Here is an 18,582-nt window from a genome sequence, read left to right on the forward strand (position 1 = left end):
AGCCTCGATTTTAGCCGATTCCCCCTGTGCCCATGTCCGAAACGCCCGAATACAGAAGCTGGATGTGCCTGATTTGCGGCTGGATTTATCGCGAAGAAACCGGCGCGCCGGATGACGGGATTCCACCCGGCACGCGTTGGGAGGACGTGCCGATCAACTGGACCTGCCCGGATTGCGGCGCGCGCAAGGAGGATTTCGAGATGGTGGCGTTTTGACATCCCGTTTTTTTACGGGTAGCGACTCAAGAAAAGCATTGAATGAGGCGTTAGAACCTTGACGGTGCCGGTTTTTTAGCCATGAAATCATGGCCTGGCCGCGAGAAGCCGGGTCTGCGGTCTGACCGGGCGGGTTTCAAATAAAGTTTATTAAAAATAAATACTGAACAAAGGAGACGGTCATGATTCTGCGGTGGATTTCGGCATGGGGCTTGCTCGCGTTTTCGGCAGGCGTGTGGGCGGTTTCTCCCTATATCCAGGGAGACCCGGTGGCCGGCGGCAGTGTCCAGACCGCGGCGGCGGCTGTCGAATCCAAGCTCAAGGGTGGGGGATTCAAGGTGGTCGGCAAATATTTCCCCAAAACCCTGACGGGATACGGCGTGGTTGTTGCCACTGATGAAGCCATGCTCAATGAAGTGGGCTCGGTTGGCGGTCCTGCCGTGCTGGGCGCAGCGATTCGCGTGGGGGTGAAGGCGGATGGCAGCGTCGCCTATACCAATCCGGATTATTGGTACCGGGCCTATTTCCGCAAGGCTTTCGACAAGAGGGAAGCCGCAGTCAAAGCCCTGCAAATGCGCTTGCAGGACACGCTGGGTGCGGGCAAAGGGCAGGGGGGGGACGAGCCAGCGGGAAATCTGGCCAATTACCGTTACATGATCGGTATGGAACGCCTGGATTCGTCGAAGAACAAGCTGGCCGAGTACGGCAGCTTTGCCGAGGCACTGAAGACCGTGCGCGACAATCTGGCTAAAAGCGCCGGCAAGGCGACCAAGGTCTATGAGGTGGTGATGCCGGATCGCAAGCTGGCTGTGCTTGGCGTGGCGATGAACGACGTCGAGCACAGCGACGGCGACTGGATCAGGAAAATCGACATGCAGAACAACATCGCGGGACTGCCTTACGAGATTTATATCGTCGACAACGAGGTGAACTCGCCGCATGGCCGTTTCCGCATTGCCCTGGCATTCCCGGATGTGGGGATGGGGCAGTTCATGCGCATCTCGTCCCTGCCGAATGCCATCATGGAGATCATGGGCAGCGTGGCGGGCGCCGAGAAGAAATCCAGCGGGGAAGCCTGGCAGCAGTAAAACCGGCCACTTGAATCGGGCTGGCCGGAAAAGCGTCGCGATGCGACGCTTTTTTTTGCCGGACGCATGGGCCTGTCCGCGGCAAGGCGGGCGCTAAAGAAGCCTGCATCGATGCCGTAATGCTTACCACAGAGGGTGAATGGCAGGTGCCGTTCAGCTGACGATTCTGCTGGAGAAACGTGTGGACAACGAAGCATTGAAAGGCGTCAAGGTGATGGTCATCGATGACAGCAACACCATACGCCGCAGCGCGGAAATCTTTTTGAACCAGGCCGGTTGCGAAGTCATCCTGGCGCAGGACGGTTTCGATGCGCTGTCCAAGATCACCGATCACGAGCCGGATGTGGTGTTCGTCGACATCATGATGCCGCGACTCGACGGCTATCAGACCTGTTCGCTCATCAAGCGCAACGCCAGGTACCGCACCACGCCCGTCATCATGCTGTCGTCCAAGGACGGGCTGTTCGACCGCGCGCGTGGCCGCATGGTGGGATCGGATGAGTATCTGACCAAGCCTTTCACCAAGGACACGTTGCTGACGGCGGTACGCGAGCACGCCTGTGCCGGGATTTAACTGTTTTCCAAGGAGCATAAATTATGGCGATCAGCCGAATTCTGGTGGTGGACGATTCTCCCACTGAACGTTTTTTCCTGTCCGAACTGCTGGTCAAGAACGGCTATCTGGTCAGCATGGCCGAAAGCGGCGAAGAAGCTGTCGCGCAAGCCAAGCAGACACTGCCCGACCTGATCGTGATGGATGTCGTAATGCCCGGCATGAATGGCTATCAGGCAACCCGCATGATTTCCAAGGAAGACGCGACCAAGCATATCCCGGTCATCATGTGCACCACCAAGGGCCAGGAAACCGACAAGGTGTGGGGCATGCGCCAGGGCGCAAAGGCCTATCTGGTGAAACCGGTGAAGCCGCAAGACCTGCTGTCGCAGATCAAGGCGCTCGGTTGAGCGGACAGACATGGCCAAGAAATTCAATCTGCGCGAATTTCAGACCACGCTTTCGCAGCAGTTGCAGGCGGCGGCCAGTCGCGACAATTCCGGCTCCCGCCTGGGCTTCCGGGTGGGCGATGCGAACTGGCTGGTGAGCCTCTCCGACACCGAGGAAGTGATTCCGGTGCCGCCTATCGTCAAGGTGCCCGGCGCGTGTCGCTGGTTTCGTGGCGTCGCCAACATCCGCGGTAACTTGTTCGCGGTGAGCGATTTTGCCGATTTCATGGGGCAGGGCGTGACGCCCGACCATGCCGAGTGCCGTCTGCTGATTCCGCATCACGATTTTGGCGTGAATGCAGCGCTGCTGGTGCGCGGCACCCTCGGCCTGAAAAACATCAACCGTTATCAGCTGCGCAGCGAGGCTGCGATACATCCCTGGGCTGCCCGCCAGTATGCGGACGAAGCAGGCACCGGCTGGTGCGATATGGATTTCGGACCATTGCTCCGCAACGCCGAGTTCCTCAAGGTCGAAGCACAGCTCGGCAACTGATCGCACACCGAATGAAGGCGCATTGGCGCCGGTAAGAGGAGGGGTAGAAGCAATGAATATGGCAATAACCATGAATGGCCTGAAAGGCCTGGCTGGCCGCATGACGGAAAAGGTCACGGGCAGGAACAGGAGCGGGGAACACACTACCCTGATCATGCAGACGATGCGCAAGCTGGCCGACCAGGAGCCCGGCCAGGTGCCCTTGATCGGCCAGTTGTCCGTCGACAGGCAGTATCTCTATACCGGCGGCACCTTGATCGTCTCGCTGCTGCTGGCGGCCGGTTTCACCATCTATAGCTCGCTCCAGCTCGACAATCGCACCGGCTACGAGGCCCGGGCGGGCGAGTTGAAAGTGCTGTCGCAGCGACTGCCGCTGACGGCCCAGCAGTCCGTTCTGGGAAATGCGACCGCATTCAAGAAGCTGGCCGAGGGCAAGGCTGCATTCGAGACGACTTTGAGCGGGCTGACCGAAGGCGACGAAGAGGTGCCCGCCACCCGCGGCGCGGCGCGCGATTCGCTGGAAAAAGTCAGTGCGCAGTGGCAGAAGTTCAATCCGCAGGTCGTGCAGATCTTATCGCAGCAGAAAAATCTGGTGGCGATGAACGAGAGCATCAAGCGTATTAACGCGCTGAGTATCGATCTGCAGGAGGTCGCCGAACATCTCGCCAGCCAGCTGGCCGATGCGGGTGTCGGCGTGCGCGAAGTGTCGCGCGCCAATCATCTGGTCATGCTGAGCCAGCGGCTGCCGAAAAACGCCAACATGCTGCTGTCGTCCGAGCTGATCGATCCCGAAGTGGTGCTGCAGCTGGAAAAGGATACGACCTCGTTCCGCGACACGGTGCAGGCGCTGATGGATGGTGCGGCCAGCCAGAACAAGGACAGCATGCTGACCCTGGAAGACCTGGGCGCCAACATGGGCGATATGGTGGAGTCGGTGGGGGCGGTGCTCGCCAACACGCAACCGCTGCTGCAGGCCAAGATGGCGGCCAACAACCTGTTCACCGGCAGCGATACCCTGCTGCAGGACACCGATCGGCTGTCGCAGGATTACCAGTCGATCGGCGGCACCGGCTATCTGCTGGCTGCCCTGTTCGGCCTGCTGGCGATCGGCTCGCTGGTGATGCTGGGACTGGTCAACATCAACGAAACCAAATCGCGGGCACGCAAGAGCGAAGAGGAAAACAGCCGCAACCAGGAAGCGATTCTGCGTTTGATGGACGAACTGGGCGAGCTGGCCGAAGGCAACCTCACCATCAACGCCAGTGTGACCGAAGACATCACCGGCGCGGTGGCCGACTCGATCAACTACACGGTGGAAGAGCTGCGCAGCCTGGTGCGCGGGATCAACAACGCCACCCTGCAGATGGATCAGGCCGCCAGCCAGGCGGGCCAGGTGTCTGATTCGCTGCAACAGGCGGCCCGCCGCCAGACCGAGGAAATCGAGGAAACCTCGGCCGCGGTGGTGGACCTGGCGCAGTCGGTGCAACAGGTGTCGGGCAACGCCGCGGAATCCGCCCGCGTGGCCGAACAGTCGCTGGCGGCCGCGGAAAAGGGCCAGCAAGCGGTGGCCAACGCCATCGCCAGCATGAACGGCCTGCGTGAACAGATCCAGGAAACGTCCAAACGAATCAAACGCCTCGGCGAATCGTCTCAGGAGATCGGCGAAATCGTCGAACTGATTTCCGACATTACCGAACAGACCAACGTGCTGGCGCTCAACGCGGCCATTCAGGCAGCGTCTGCGGGTGAGGCCGGACGAGGCTTCTCGGTGGTGGCGGAAGAAGTGCAGCGGCTGGCGGAGCGTTCGGCCGACGCCACCAAGCAGATCGCGGCGATCGTCAAGACCATTCAGTCGGACACCCACGACACCGTGGCGGCGATGGAAATCTCGACCCAGGGCGTGGTCGAGGGTGCCAAGCTGTCCGATGCGGCGGGCCAGACGCTGGCTGAAATCGGCAGCGTGTCGAAGACGCTGGCCGAACTGATCGCAGACATCTCGGCTGCCACGCAGAGCCAGGCGGAATCGACCGCCAAGGTGGCAGAAACCATGCAGGACATCAAGGCGATTTCGGCGCAGACCGGTACGGGCAGCCAGCAGACAGCCGAATCGATCGGCGGCATGAAACAGCTGGCACAAGACCTCAAGAATTCGGTCGCGGGTTTCAAGCTCACCTGACCGGAGCGGCCACACCCAACGCGAAGCGGAAAAATTGGCCAGGGCCACTGCAACCAACCTCAGGAACAACACACCATGAGTGCCTTACTCGACTACGATACCGGCCCGCTGAACTGGGTGCGCGGGGACATCGACGCCGCCCTGCAGGCTGCCTTGGGGCGCATCCAGGCATACAGCGTCGATGCCGACCTGACCAACGCCCTGCGGCTGGCGCGCGACGATGCGCACCAGGTGACCGGCGCGTTGCAGATGGTCGGCCTGGAAGGCGCAGCCACACTGTCCAAGGCGCTGGAGTCCTGCCTGGCCGACATCAATGAAAACCGCTTGATGAGCGACGACGAAGTGCTGCGCGCCCTGCGTAATGCCATCGAAGGCCTGCAGCGCTGGGTCAAAGATCTGGCCGACGGACGCGGCAGCGGCGAACTGGCGCTGTTCCCCCTGTACAAACGCCTGCGCGAACTGCAGGGTGCCGAACGGGTGTTCGAGGGCGAGTTGTTTTTCCCCGACATGCGCACGCGGGTACAGGGCAAGGCCGCCAACGATAGCCTGACGCCAGAAGCGTTGGCGACCGAAGTCAAAGCCGCACGCAACCTGTTCCAGCGCGGCCTGCTGGCCTTCCTGCGCAATATCGAGGCAGAGCAGGGGCTGCAGCGCATGCGTGATGCACTCGCCGCAATCGAACGCATCGCGCCGTCGCAGGCCTCGCAAACCTTCTGGTGGGCCTGCGTCGGTTTTGTCGACAGCCTGATTGCGCGCGGCGTCGAAGCCGATTTCCACGTCAAGCAGCTGCTTGCCCGCATCGATCTGCAAATGCGCCGGCTGATGGAGGGTTCACCGCAGGTTGCCGAACGTCTGTTGCGCGATGCGCTGTTCTTCGTGGCTAAAAGCCAGGCCCTGGATGGCCGCGCTGCGGAAGTCCGCTCGACCTTCGGCCTCGACCGCTACCTGCCGGGCCGCGGCATGCTGGATCCCGAAGCGCTGGCACGCATGCGCCCGGTGCTGGATGCCCTGCAGACCGGCTTGAAGGCTGCACGCGACAGCTGGCATGCCTATGTGGAAGGCGATGCCGGACAGCTGGAGCAGTTCCAGAGCCAGCTGGCACGCATGCAGCCCCAGGCGCAGATGCTCGAAAACAGCGGCTTGATGCCCTTGCTGGATGAATTGGCAGCGGCGGCCCTTACCGCTGCCGGGCGCGACGGCGAGGCGCGCGAACAGATGAATCTGGAAGTCGCTTCCACGCTGCTGTTCATGCAGAATGCCGTCGATCAGGAAGATCTCCTGCACGCCGATTTTGCGATACGTGCGCAGGGCCAGCAGGCGCGCCTGAATGCCTTGATCGAAGGCCGCGAGATACCAGCCAGCGCCATGGAATCTGCCAGTCAGCGTGAAGCCGAGCGCGACATGCTGATGCATATGGCACAGGAAGTCGGGCAAAATCTGAAGCAGATGGAAGAAGCGCTGGATACCTTCTTCCGCGACGCCGGTGAGCGCGAAATGCTGGCCAGCCTACCGCCGCTGGCGCAGCAGGCGCAAGGCGCGCTGACCATGCTGGAACTGCCCGATGCCGCGAATCTGCTGGTGGCGGCCATGGCCACGGTGCAGCCGTTCGCCAGCGAAGGCCATCCCGACGAGGCGACTCAGCAGCGTCTGGCCAATGCCTTCTCCAGCCTCGGGCTGTATATCGACTCCTACTGTTCAGGACGTGCCGATGCAGCCAGGGTCCTGCGCCCTGTCCTGGTCGAGTTTGGCGTGATCGATGCCGACAGTGCGGATGAAAGCGTGTCCGACGACACGGTTGAATCGGGTGTGCCCGCGCGCAAGGCCGAGGTGCAGGCGAGCTATCTGGACTGGCGTGACCGGCCCGGCGACGACGCAAAAAAAAAATTCCTTGATGCCCTGACCGAGCTGAATCGCGACGCCGAGCTGATCGACGACGCCGCACTGAAGCAGCAGACGCGTGCTGCGCTCGACATCAGCCGCGATGCCGCCGAGGCGCCGCTGGCGCTCGATGCCGGGATCGCTGCCCTGAGCGGCCTGACGTTACCGGAACGGGCCGCGACTGAAACGCCGCTGAGGCTGGATGAGCCTGAGGCGGAGCCCAGTGAAGTGGTCGTCCCGACGCTCGTCGGTCCGGGAATGGATGCGGCCTCACTTGAATGTCGGCCGGTCGAGGCCACCGAAATTGCGCCGCCGGCGCACGCGGCCGAGCCGGCAATGACCGCGGAGCCGGCCGCGCCCGAGGTCAGCGAAAGCGCATCTGCCGAAGACCGCCTGCTGGTCACACTCCCCGAGGGGGTCGAGCCGGAACTGCTGGATATTTTCCTGGAAGAGGCCAACGAGGTACTGGCGGCCATGGGCGAGGCCAGCGATGCCTGCCAGGGCAACCCTGAAGACCAGGCTTCGCAGACGGTCATCCGCCGCGGTTTCCATACCTTGAAAGGTAGCGGCCGCATGGTCGGATTGAACGAACTGGGCGAAACCGCGTGGCGTCTTGAACAGCTGATGAACGGCTGGCTGGCCGCTAAAAAAGCGGCCAACGGCGATCTGCTGAGCCTGATCGGACGTGCCCGTGGCGTGTTTCAAAGCTGGGTGGGCGCGTTGCAGGCCAATCAGTCTGCGGCGCTGCCGGTGTCCGCCTTGCTGGCCGCGATTGACCGTGTGGCACAGGGACAGGCACTGGAACTGGAGGCCGTGCCGGTCGCGGCCGGCACGTACCGGCAAATCCAGGCGGCGGCCGAAACGGTGGCCGAATCAGGAGATGATGCCGGGATGGAGGGCGCAGCGGCAGTTGAAACCGCCGCGCAACCTGAAGCCGATGCCGCGATCATGGCTGAGCTGGACGTCGAGGATGCAGTCGAAACCGAATGGCTGCCCCTGTCCGGTGCCGGTACCGAGCCCACCATCGAACCTGAAACGGCGGTAGTCGTGGCCAACATGCCCGTTGCGGATGTAGGCGCCGTCATCGAATACGCAGTGGCACGCGAGCCGGCGGCTGCCGCCGTATTCGCAGAAGCGGCAGCCATCGATGCCGCCCAGCCTGGATCGGTCGTGCCTGATGAGATCTGCATCGGATCCGTCTGCCTCTCCGCTGGTTTGTATGAGATTTTCATGACCGAAGCGCATCAGCACCTGGCCGCGCTGCAGGAAGAAATCGGACGCCACGCCGAGCCTGCCGACAACACGGTCAGCGAACATGCACGCCGTGCCGTGCATACCCTGGGCGGCATCGCGGGCACGGCGAGTATCACTGTACTGTCCGATCTGTCGCATGCGCTCGAACAGTACTGGAACCGTTTTGTGCAGGTTCCGCTGCCGTCCGCGCACCTGTCGCTGATACAGGATACGGTCGCGCGTCTGCGCGGCATGATCGCAACCATTGAAAGCGGGCAATTGCCCGTGACGGCGGACGATCTGATTGCGGCGCTGGGCGAACTGGAAGACGAGCAGGCCACGCCGGCGACCGCAGCGCCGGTTGCCGAAATGCGGGTGGAGCATGCCGTCGAAGCAATGCCGGCCGCGACCGGTACGGCTGCGCCTGTCGAGGCAACCAGTGCCGCTGCAGAGGCCGAAATCAGCCACGCGGGCCCGGCCCCCGGTTTGCTGGACGTTAGCGCGCTGGTACCGGACTTCAAACCGGCCATTCCGGTGCCGGTGTTCGAGCGGCGTGAGGTTGCCGATGAACTCGACGTGCAATTGCTGCCGATTTTTCTAGAAGAAGCCGACACCCTGGTGCCGGAGGCCAGCGCGCAACTGCGCGCCTGGCTGGCTGCTCCCGGCGAAGCGGTCGCGCGCGATGCGCTGCGGCGTAGCCTGCACACCATCAAGGGCAGTGCGCGCATGGTCGGTGCGATGCGCCTGGGCGAGTTGACCCATGTGATGGAGTCGCGCGTGATCGCCGTGATCGAAGGTCAGCTGGCCGCAAGTGCCGATGTCTTCGGCACGCTGGAAGCACAGCTTGACCGCCTGCACGATGCGGTGGAACGCCTGAAGCAGGGCGATCTTGCAGCAGTTGCCGAGGAAACGACCGCGCCGCTGGAAGCACCGGTCGAACCGGTGCTCGGGCGTAGCGAGACGGCTGCTGCGACGACCTTTGCCGCGGCCGATCCGCTGGCGCCTGCGCAGCCGGCCACGCGCGACGGCAATGCGCTGACCTTGAGGGTGCGCGCCGACTGGGTCGATCGCATGGTCAACCAGGCAGGCGAAGTGGCGATTGCGCGCTCGCGGATCGAGAGCGAAGTGTTTGCGTTCAAGCGCCACGTCAACGAATTGTCCGAAGCGCTGGTGCGCTTGCGCGGCCACATCCGCGAAGTCGAAATCCAGGCCGAGTCGCAGATGCAGGCGACCTTCCAGACGCAGGGCGCGGTGGAAGAATTCGACCCGCTGGAATTCGACCGCTTCACCCGTTTCCAGGAAGTCACCCGTTTCCTGGCCGAAAGCGTCAACGACATTTCAACCGTGCAGCATATCCTGCTGGCGCGACTAGGCGAGGCCGACGCCGCATTGATCCAGCAGACGCGGCTGAACCGCGAACTGCAGCAGGATCTGCTGCGGGTGCGCATGGTGCCGCTGTATTCGGTGGCCGAGCGTTTGTACCGCACCGTACGCCAGACCGCACGCGACGTCGACAAGCGCGCCCAGCTCGACATTCAGGGGGGCGATCTGGAAATCGACCGCTCGGTGCTGGAGAAAGTCACCGCGCCGCTCGAACACCTGCTGCGTAACGCGCTGGCGCACGGCATCGAAGCGCCGGAAGCGCGCCGCGCCGCCGGCAAGGCGGAGTTCGGCGAGATCGTGCTGGCGGCGCGCCAGACCGGCAACGAAATGCTGATCACCGTGAAGGATGATGGCGCCGGCCTCAACTACGCGCGCATCCGCGAAAAGGCGGAGGCCAACGGCCTGTTACTGCCGGGGGTCGAGCCGACCGAAACCCTGCTGGCGCAGATGATCTTTGCTGCCGGTTTTTCCACCGCAGAGACCGTGAGCCAGGTTGCCGGCCGCGGCGTCGGCATGGACGTGGTGAAGAGCGAAATTTCCGCCCTCGGCGGCCGCATTGACATCGTCTCCACGCCGGGGGCCGGCACCTGTTTCAACATCTATCTGCCGCTCACCCTGGCGATGACCCAGGCGGTGATGATCCAGGCCGCCAAGCACGACTATGCACTGCCGGCGCCGCTGGTGCAGCAGGTGCTGGAACTGAAGCCGCATGAACTGGAACAGGCGATGGCGGCGGGCGAGGTGAGATGGCGTGGCGCGCGCTATCCGTTCTCCTATCTGCCGCATCTGCTGGGCGACACCGAAGCGGTGCACGAAGTCCAGCGCTACAACCCGGTGGTGCTGCTCGCCAGCGGTTCCAGCCAGGCAGCGGTGCTGATCGATGCGATCGAAGGGACGCGCGAAATCGTAGTCAAGAACATCGGCCCGCAGATGGCGCGCATCACCGGCGTGGCAGGTGCCACGGTACGCGGCGACGGGCGGGTGATCCTGATCCTCAATCCGGTGCCGCTGGCACTGCGCTGGGCCAGCCTGCCGCGATCCGCGGTGGAGCGCACGGCGCCGGCCGAGGCAGTGGAGACCAGCACTGCCTTGCAGGCGCCACTGGTACTGGTGGTGGACGACTCGCTCACCGTGCGCAAGATCACCACCCGCCTGCTCAGCCGCGAAGGTTTTCGTGTCGACAGCGCGAAGGATGGCGTCGATGCACTGGAAAGGATGCACGACCAGATCCCCGACGTGGTGCTGCTCGACGTCGAGATGCCGCGCATGGATGGCTTCGAACTCGCCCGGGTGATGCGCAGCGACGCACGTATGAAATCGGTTCCGATCATCATGATCACCTCGCGCACGGCGGACAAACACCGCAAGCACGCGCTGGAAATCGGCGTCAACGTATACCTTGGCAAGCCGTATCAGGAACAGCAACTGCTTGAAAGCATTGCCGAGCAGCTGGGGCGGGATGTAGTACTGCCAGCTTGAACCTGCGCACGCACAGCGGAAACAAACGGGCACCCTATGCCCGTTTGTTTTTTCAGGGTCTGTCACCCTCATTCCGCAGCTGCGGAATGAGGGTGACAGACCCTAGAATCTAAGGTCAGCGAGATCGCCGCCCGCCAGCGCATCGAGGTACGCGTCGCCCTGTTGCGGATCCCGATGGTAGCTGGTGGTCAGTTGCCGCGCCGCATCCAGCCAGTGGCTTCCTGCCTTGGCCACGAGCTCGGCGAACCTGGCGTTATCGGCTGTGCCGAGCCAGCTTTCGTACGCTTGCAGCAGTGCCGGGAACAGCGCGCGCCGCAGCCCCGACAGATTGGCCAGGTAAAAATGCAGCGAGCCGACGGCTTCGCGCTCCAGCAGCGTCGGCAGCGTCACCAGGCTGTCGGCCAGATGGTCGCGCACCGCGCGCACCAGCAGTTCGGCGTGCCTGGATGTCAGCTGGCCGAGCATCGTGTTCCAGTCCTCGCCCAGCAGCGATTCGGCGCGCGCTTCGCCGATTTCATGCAGGATCATCGCTTCGCTCTCGGCCTCGGCCATGCGGTCGAGCCCGCGTTCGATGTCGTGCTCGAAGCCGTAGTGGGCGAACGCGCGCCCGAGCGCGGTGTCCTTTTCCTTCCACTGCCATTCTTCGTACTTGTTCCACAGCAGCCGGCGCACCGCGTCCATGCGCAGGAAGATGGCGCCGTCACGCATCGCCGCCGGCGGGGCAATCAGGTCGCGTGCATATTCGCACCCCGCCACCAGCACCTGCATGCCCTCGCGCATCTCGGTGCGCTTGAGTTCGGCCAGCACGAAATGCGGCTTGCGGAAACGTCCCAGCCCGCTGCTGTAGACCAATCCCTGCGGGATCAGCGTACGGTTGATGTCGTCGGCCGCGAATGGATCGATCCCGGCTGGATTCAGGGGCAGTGGCGCGAAATCCTCTTCCTCGACCGCATCCCACAGGCTTTCGCGCGCGTTCAGCCAGTCGCCGAGTTCGTCCCTGGGCAGGCGCGCGCCATAGGGAATCTCCATCTCCCAGCGGTAGTACTCGCGCATTTCCAGCAGGAAAGTGCACATCGTCATGTCGCGCGCATGACGGGCGTCGGCGATGGTGCAGTTCTTCTGTACTGTATCGATGAGAGCGGAGAGGTTTTCGACCATGGGCACTCCAGTAAACCGCTTCATACAAGCGGGTAACGGCAGTTGAACACGCCAGCGCCGCGCAGTTCGCGCAATGGGACACACTGCCGGAACAAGGTATCAAGGGCAGGAGGGCGGGCTTCCCTCCTTCTGCAGAAGACACCGGCATCCGACGGTCGTTCCACTTTCAAGTGTACAAATAAATACAGCCCGTTCAACCGGGCTGTTTTCAGGGGTATTGACGGGTTTAATGGCGGCGTACGGCGCCGTAGAAATTCAGGTCGGCGTGCGAGCGACGGCTGAACTCGAAACGCGCGGCATCGGCACCGCTGAACTGCCCGGCGAGCTGGGCGTAGACTTCGGTCGCCCAGGTCTTGTCGTTCAGCGCATCGGCAATCCCTTCGGCCCAGCGCAGCTTGTCGGCGGATTTGCTCAGATGGGCGCCGCACTCGGCATACCATTTCTTCAGCACTTCGGTCGGCAGGGCAAATCCCTTCAGGCGGTCGATGAACTGGATGCAGGCGTCGCCATCGGGGCAGGCAGCGGCCGCGGCGGCATAGAGTTCATCCGCCTTGGCGCTGTTGCCCATGGAGGCGTACAGCCGGCCGATGTGGGTCAGCGCGAAGTGGTCCCCGGCCTGGGCACGCGCGGCTTCCAGCAGGCGGCTGGCTTCGGCGGCATCCTGGGTGGCGGCAAAATTCGCTTCGGCGAGCTTGGCCGTGTCATACACGGTGGCATGAGCGTCCGCAGCCAGCGCGGCCTCGCGCGCGGCGAGATAGGCACGCGCCTTGGCGACGCCCAGTTCGCGGTGTTTCAGCTGCGCAGCGGTGACCACCAGATCCTTGAAGGCGATGAAGTCGGTCGCGTTTTCCGCTGCGCGGTCGAGCAGGCGGGACAGCCAGTCGGTATCGTCCAGGTTCTTGTCCACCGCCAGCAGGACCGGCTTGTAGCGCGAGAACTGGTAGCCGGTGCCGTCGAGCAGTTTTTCCGCCGACTCGATCAGCTTGGCGGCATAAAACGGGTCTTCCAGTTCCAGCCGCACGCGATCGGCCAGTGCGAGAAATTGCTTGACGTTGACGGCGTCCTTTTCCAGTTGCTGGAATTCCATGTAGCGCGCGTGGTTGGCCTGGCGCTTTTCCAGTTTGGCCTTGACCCGGCCAAGCCGCTCGGCATCGTCGGCCAGATGCGTTTCGACGGCGGCGACCAGCTTCTGCATTTCGTCCAGCCCCGCCACGGCATCTTCGGCCTTGTCCAGCAAGCTTGCAGCGCCAGCCTTGTCGCCCACGCCCGCCAGGCCTGCGGCGAGTTCGATGTAGTCGCCGGTCGCGGTCGCGAGGTCTCCTGCCTTTTTCAAGGCCGACTGCAGGAATGCGGCATCGCCCGCCTGCTTGGCCGATTCGATCAGCGTCTTCGCGGCGGCGAAGTCGGTGGCGCCAGCCAGTGCGCGCTCGTACAAGGCCTTGGCGCGTGCCGGGTCGCCCAGCGTCTTGGTCACTTCGCCGGCCAACGACAGCAGGTCGGGCACGCTGGACAGCTTCTCCCCGGCCTTGTTGAAAATCGCCGCGGCATACTCCTTGTCCAGCAGATGCTCTGCCGAGGCCGCCGCCAGCTTGCTGTATTCCACCGCACGCGAGATTTTCGCCTCGGCTTTTTCCAGCACCTTCCTGGCAAACGTGCTGTCGGCGATGACCGCCATCACGTTCTTCGCCAGGTCGATCAACGGGTCGAGGTTGCTGGTTTCCTTCAGCGCTTTTTCATATGCGCCCACTGCTGCGGCCTTGTCGCCCAGCACCTTGAATTTGGCCTCGGCCAGCGCAACCTGCTCGTCGCCGCTCATGCAGTAGTCTTCCGCCGTTTGCAGCAATTCCTCGGCGCGGCTTTGCTCGCCCAATGCCTGGTAGGCGATGGCGCAGGCCGCCAGATCCTTGGTGAACTGGCAGTCGTCCGCGACCCGGTCCATCAGCTCCTTGGCATAGGCTGCATCGGCAGGCTCCTGCAGGGCCTCCAGCGCCAGCGCCGCGTACTCGGCGCCGCTGCTGCATTGGGCTTCTTTGGAAGTGAGGGTGTCGCGGGTGGCCATGGGAGTCTCCAAAAAATAAATAAGGTATCGTACGATTTTCCGCTTGAGCCGGGTGGCCAGCCAATAAGTAATGTCGATGATGGTATTAGCGAGCCCAGCTAGCGTAGTCGCGCGGCAGGCGCGCGACAGCGAGAAACCCGCCCGGTCATATTCATCAGCTATATTTATGCTATCCCCAGCCGTATGGTTGGGTATTTAAGTATTCAATACATATTAATATAGTAATGTATTAAATTAGCTGTGGTTGTTTTCTGGGGGATCGGGAGGATTATGCTGACGCGTCTACTACTGGTAATAGCCCTGCTGGCCGGGTTCGGTTTGTCTCCTGCCCTGGCGGCGCCGGACGGCGCAAAGCTTTACGGGCGTAACTGTGCCGCTTGCCATGGCGAGAACGGCACCGGCGGTATCGGCGTTCCGCTGGCGCTACCGGCCTTCCAGGCCGGGGTCAGCGACGACTATCTGCGCAAAACCATACGGCACGGTCGGCCGGGGCGGGTGATGCCGGCATTTTCCCAGCTGGACCAGGCTGAAATCGAAGCCATTGTTCGCCATGTGCGCACCTGGAACAAGGGTGCGCCCGCCACGTATTCCGCCCGCCCGGTGAAGGGCGATCCGGTGCACGGCAAGAAACTGTTCGCGCAATACTGCGCGGACTGCCACGGTGCCAACGGCGAAGGCGGGAAGGGTACTGGGGTCACGTTTTCGCGCCCTCGCGACCTGCCCATCATGGCGCCGGCGCTGCACAACCCCGGCTTCCTCGTTGCCGCATCCGACGCCATGATCAAGGCGACGCTGATGCGCGGTCGGGAAGGCACGCCCATGGTCTCGTTCCTCAAGCAGGGGCTGAAGGAAAAGGATATCGACGATATCGTCAGCTACGTGCGCGCATTCGAAAAGCAGCCATTGCCGGGGAGCGCGCAGCTACTGAAAGTGGAAAGCCCGGTCATCGTCAGGGATTCAGACTACGATCTGCAGACCACCGTGGAAAACGTCAAGCGGGCGGTGAGCAACAACAATTTCTTCTATGGCCGGGTACAGACACTGGAATACGGACTGACCGATCCGGCCAATGAGAATCCGAAACAGGTCATCGTCTATTTTTGCAACATCAGCATGCTCAACCAGGCGCTGGCCATCGATCCGCGCGTCGGCATGTTCCTGCCCTGCCGCGTCACCATCCTGGAGACAAACGGCAAGGTGCAGGTGATGTCGGTCAACCCCGGGGTGCTGAGCCGTCTGTTCAACAATTCCGAGCTTAATCGCCTGTGCGATGAGATGAGCAAGAGCTACACCGCGATCATTGAGGAGGCGACGTTATGAAGAATCCGCTGCAATGGATGGCCACCGCCTGCCTGACGCTGCTGCTGTGCGCGCCCGTCGCCGCGGGCGACCTGATGATGGCGCGCGTGAACCGGATGTTCCCGGAGGCGATGACCCTGCTGCAATCCGCCATTTCCTCCCGCGGCTATACGGTCACGCGCCTGCAACAGGTGAACGAAAACCTGCAGCGCCGCGAATTCAAGAGCGATATGTACCGTGTGGTGTATTTCGGCAAGTACGAGGAAGTGAGGCAGGCAACAGCCAGGAATCCCGGCCTGATCCCGTTTTTGCCGTTGAATATCACGATCTTCGCTGAAGGCGATCAGGCCATACTGGTGACCAGTCATCCGCAAATGCTGCGGGAGTTTTTCCCCGACCCGGAACTGAAACCGCTGTTCGAGCGCTGGGAAAAGGACATGCTGGAAATCATGGATGAGGTACGGGAAGCGGCGTGAAGTGTTGCGGCAACGCCGGCAGCCATTCCGCCGGCGCCTGCTTCAATGTTTCTCCGGATTCGGCATCAGCTTGTCGATATACGCAATCGCCACCGCCGACACGATGAACGCCATGTGGATGACGGTCTGCCACAACAGCACCTTGTCGGCCAGGTTGGCGGCGTTGATGAAGGTCTTCAACAGGTGGATCGACGAGATGCCGATGATGGCAGTGGCGAGTTTGACCTTGAGCACGTTGGCGTTGACGTGCGAAAGCCACTCGGGTTCGTCGGGATGACCTTCGAGGTTGAGGCGTGAAACGAAGGTTTCGTAGCCGCCGACGATGACCATGATGAGCAGGTTGGAAATCATCACCACATCGATCAGGCCCAGCACGATGAGCATGATGGCCGCTTCGGTCAGGGCGAAGGTGCCGGTGATCAGATGGATCAGTTCGACCATGAAATGCACGACATACACCAGTTGTGCGGCGATCAGGCCCAGATACAGCGGCACCTGAAGCCAGCGGCTTCCGAACAGGAGGGTCGAGAGAAAATTGCCGCGGATTGCGGCGGGCTGGAGGGCTTCGGGCTTCATGGAATGGACTGCGCGTGACGGAACAGAAGTTGAAATACTAAAAGTGCGGGATTACAGGACGTAGCGCGCCAGGTCTTCGCGTGCGGCCAGTGCAGCGAGGCGGTCCGTGACAGACTCGGCATTGACGATGTATTCGCCGGTAATGTTCCCGGCGTCGAAGGAAATATCTTCCAGCAGTTTCTCCATCACGGTATGGAGCCGCCGTGCGCCGATGTTTTCGGTGCGTTCGTTCACTTCGAAGGCAATCTCGGCGATGCGGCGGATGCCATCGTCGGTGAACTTGAGGGTTACGCCCTCGGTCGCCAGCAAGGCCTCGTACTGGCGCGTCAGGCAGGCGTCGGTGGCGGTCAGGATGCGCTCGAAATCTTCCACCGAGAGTGCCTGCAGTTCGACCCGGATCGGCAGCCGTCCCTGCAGTTCGGGGATGAGGTCGGACGGCTTGGACAGGTGAAACGCGCCGCTGGCGATGAACAGGATGTGATCGGTCTTCACCATGCCGTACTTGGTCGAGACGGTGGTGCCCTCGATCAGCGGCAACAGGTCGCGCTGGACGCCCTGGCGCGACACGTCGCTGCCGTGGGCGTCGCTGCGGGTGGCGATCTTGTCGATCTCGTCGAGGAACACGATGCCGTTCTGCTCGACCGCTTCCAGCGCCTGCTGCTTGGTTTCCTCGTCGCTGATCAGGCGCCCGGCCTCTTCCTCGGCCAGCAGCTTCATGGCTTCGCGCACTTTCAGCTTGCGGCTCTGCCGGCGGCCTTGCCCGAGGTTCTGAAACATGCCCTGCAACTGTTGCGACAGGTCTTCCATTCCCGGCGGGGTGAAGATTTCCATGCCGGGGCTGACCACTGCCAGCTCGATTTCGATTTCCTTGTCGTCGAGCGCGCCTTCGCGCAGCATCTTGCGGAAACGCTGGCGTGCCGCGCCTTCCTCGCGTTGCGGCTCGGCTTCGCCGAAGCTGCTGCCGCGCGGCGGCGGCAGCAGCGCGTCGAGGATGCGCTCCTCGGCCGCCTCCTCGGCGCGAAAACGGACTTTGTCGGCCGCCTGTCCGCGCATCTGTTTGACCGCGGTTTCCATCAGGTCGCGGATGATGGTGTCGACGTCGCGCCCGACGTAGCCGACCTCGGTGAACTTGGTCGCCTCGATCTTGATGAAGGGGGCGTTGGCGAGCCGTGCCAGGCGTCGCGCGATCTCGGTCTTGCCGACCCCGGTCGGGCCGATCATGAGGATGTTCTTCGGCGTGATTTCCTGGCGCAGCGGCTCATTCACCTGCTGGCGGCGCCAGCGGTTTCGCAACGCGACCGCCACCGCGCGTTTGGCGGCGGCCTGGCCGACGATGTGCTTGTCGAGTTCGTGGACGATTTCTTTAGGAGTCATTTCAGGGGGCAGGATCAGGGGTCAGGATTCAGGAGCGTTGTCGCTTCGCGGGTTTTTTCAGGGGGCGGCCGAAGGCCGCTCATTCCCTGACCTGTGAATCCTGCCTTCTATTACCCAGCACCTCGATCACATGATTCTGGTTCGAGTAAATGCAGATGTCTCCCGCAATGGTGAGGCTCTTTTTGACGATTTCAAGCGGGGGCAGGTCGGTGTTTTCCAGCAGCGCGCGGGCGGCGGACTGGGCGAAGGCGCCGCCCGAGCCGATGGCGGCGATGCCAAGCTCGGGTTCCAGCACGTCGCCGTTGCCGGTGATGATGAGCGAATATTCGCTGTCGGCCACCGCCAGCATGGCTTCGAGCCGCCGCAGCATGCGGTCGGTGCGCCAGTCCTTGGCGAGTTCGACCGCACTTCTGAGCAGATGCCCAGAATGCTTGTCGAGCTTGGCTTCGAAGCGCTCGAACAGGGTGAAGGCGTCGGCGGTGCCGCCGGCGAATCCGGCCAGGACCTTTTCCTGATACAGCCGGCGCACCTTGCGCGCGGTGGACTTGATGACAATGTTGCCGAGGGTGACCTGGCCGTCGCCGCCGAGAGCGACCTCGCTGCCACGGCGGACGGAGAGGATGGTGGTGCCACGATATTGTTCCATGGCCGAATTATAAATGACGCTCAGGTCGAGACAGGCGGCGGTCCGGC

General features: G+C 62.6%; 14 protein-coding genes. 9 read left to right on the top strand and 5 right to left on the bottom strand.

Going from position 1 to position 18,582, the window contains the following annotated elements; all coding sequences use genetic code 11:
* Positions 1-32 precede the first annotated feature (32 nt).
* The 7 genes from B059_RS0111620 to B059_RS0111650 all read left to right on the top strand — a co-directional run bounded on the left by B059_RS0111620 (position 33) and on the right by B059_RS0111650 (position 10,947).
* On the top strand, positions 33-215 hold the full coding sequence (locus tag B059_RS0111620) for a rubredoxin (RefSeq protein WP_018078428.1): 183 nt from the start codon (positions 33-35) through the stop codon (positions 213-215).
* Between the two features lie 182 nt (positions 216-397).
* Entirely contained in the window at positions 398-1,303 is a 906-nt protein-coding gene (locus B059_RS0111625) for a hypothetical protein (protein WP_018078429.1), read from the top strand.
* Between the two features lie 139 nt (positions 1,304-1,442).
* A complete protein-coding gene (locus B059_RS0111630; protein WP_018078430.1) occupies positions 1,443-1,877 on the top strand; it encodes a response regulator in 435 nt (144 codons plus the stop codon).
* Positions 1,878-1,900: 23 nt separating this feature from the next.
* Complete coding sequence (locus B059_RS0111635; protein WP_018078431.1) at positions 1,901-2,266, top strand: response regulator transcription factor; 366 nt, start codon at positions 1,901-1,903, stop codon at positions 2,264-2,266.
* A gap of 10 nt (positions 2,267-2,276) precedes the next feature.
* Positions 2,277-2,798, top strand: a complete 522-nt coding sequence (locus B059_RS0111640; RefSeq protein ID WP_018078432.1) for a chemotaxis protein CheW — start codon at positions 2,277-2,279, stop codon at positions 2,796-2,798.
* Between the two features lie 70 nt (positions 2,799-2,868).
* Positions 2,869-4,974, top strand: a complete 2,106-nt coding sequence (locus B059_RS0111645) for a methyl-accepting chemotaxis protein (protein WP_018078433.1) — start codon at positions 2,869-2,871, stop codon at positions 4,972-4,974.
* Between the two features lie 75 nt (positions 4,975-5,049).
* The gene (locus B059_RS0111650; protein WP_018078434.1) at positions 5,050-10,947 is read left to right on the top strand and encodes an Hpt domain-containing protein; all 5,898 of its coding nucleotides are present in this window, start codon (positions 5,050-5,052) and stop codon (positions 10,945-10,947) included.
* A gap of 102 nt (positions 10,948-11,049) precedes the next feature.
* On the opposite strand, the gene B059_RS0111655 is transcribed toward B059_RS0111650, so the two are convergent.
* Together B059_RS0111655 and B059_RS0111660 are read right to left on the bottom strand one after the other, a co-directional pair.
* Entirely contained in the window at positions 11,050-12,105 is a 1,056-nt protein-coding gene (locus tag B059_RS0111655; RefSeq protein WP_018078435.1) for an Sfum_1244 family protein, read from the bottom strand.
* Between the two features lie 226 nt (positions 12,106-12,331).
* Positions 12,332-14,164, bottom strand: a complete 1,833-nt coding sequence (locus tag B059_RS0111660; protein WP_018078436.1) for a tetratricopeptide repeat protein — start codon at positions 14,162-14,164, stop codon at positions 12,332-12,334.
* Positions 14,165-14,434: 270 nt separating this feature from the next.
* Here B059_RS0111660 and B059_RS0111665 point away from each other — a divergent pair, with 270 nt between their 5' ends.
* The gene (locus tag B059_RS0111665) at positions 14,435-15,484 is read left to right on the top strand and encodes a c-type cytochrome (protein ID WP_018078437.1); all 1,050 of its coding nucleotides are present in this window, start codon (positions 14,435-14,437) and stop codon (positions 15,482-15,484) included.
* Positions 15,481-15,939: a DUF302 domain-containing protein gene (locus B059_RS0111670; protein WP_018078438.1), complete on the top strand. Its 459-nt coding sequence runs from the start codon at positions 15,481-15,483 to the stop codon at positions 15,937-15,939. The genes B059_RS0111665 and B059_RS0111670 overlap by 4 nt, the downstream gene beginning before the upstream one ends.
* 42 nt (positions 15,940-15,981) lie before the next feature.
* On the opposite strand, the gene B059_RS0111675 is transcribed toward B059_RS0111670, so the two are convergent.
* The 3 genes from B059_RS0111675 to hslV all read right to left on the bottom strand — a co-directional run bounded on the left by B059_RS0111675 (position 15,982) and on the right by hslV (position 18,535).
* On the bottom strand, positions 15,982-16,515 hold the full coding sequence (locus B059_RS0111675) for a TIGR00645 family protein (protein WP_018078439.1): 534 nt from the start codon (positions 16,513-16,515) through the stop codon (positions 15,982-15,984).
* A gap of 51 nt (positions 16,516-16,566) precedes the next feature.
* Positions 16,567-17,889 carry an ATP-dependent protease ATPase subunit HslU gene (gene hslU, locus B059_RS0111680; protein WP_018078440.1) on the bottom strand — a complete coding sequence of 441 codons (1,323 nt, stop codon included), beginning with the start codon at positions 17,887-17,889 and terminating at the stop codon, positions 16,567-16,569.
* Positions 17,890-17,968: 79 nt separating this feature from the next.
* On the bottom strand, positions 17,969-18,535 hold the full coding sequence (gene hslV / locus B059_RS0111685; RefSeq protein WP_018078441.1) for an ATP-dependent protease subunit HslV: 567 nt from the start codon (positions 18,533-18,535) through the stop codon (positions 17,969-17,971).
* Positions 18,536-18,582: the final 47 nt, after the last annotated feature.

Origin of the sequence: Thiobacillus denitrificans DSM 12475 (assembly GCF_000376425.1) — a bacterium.
GTDB classification, from domain to species: domain Bacteria; phylum Pseudomonadota; class Gammaproteobacteria; order Burkholderiales; family Thiobacillaceae; genus Thiobacillus; species Thiobacillus denitrificans.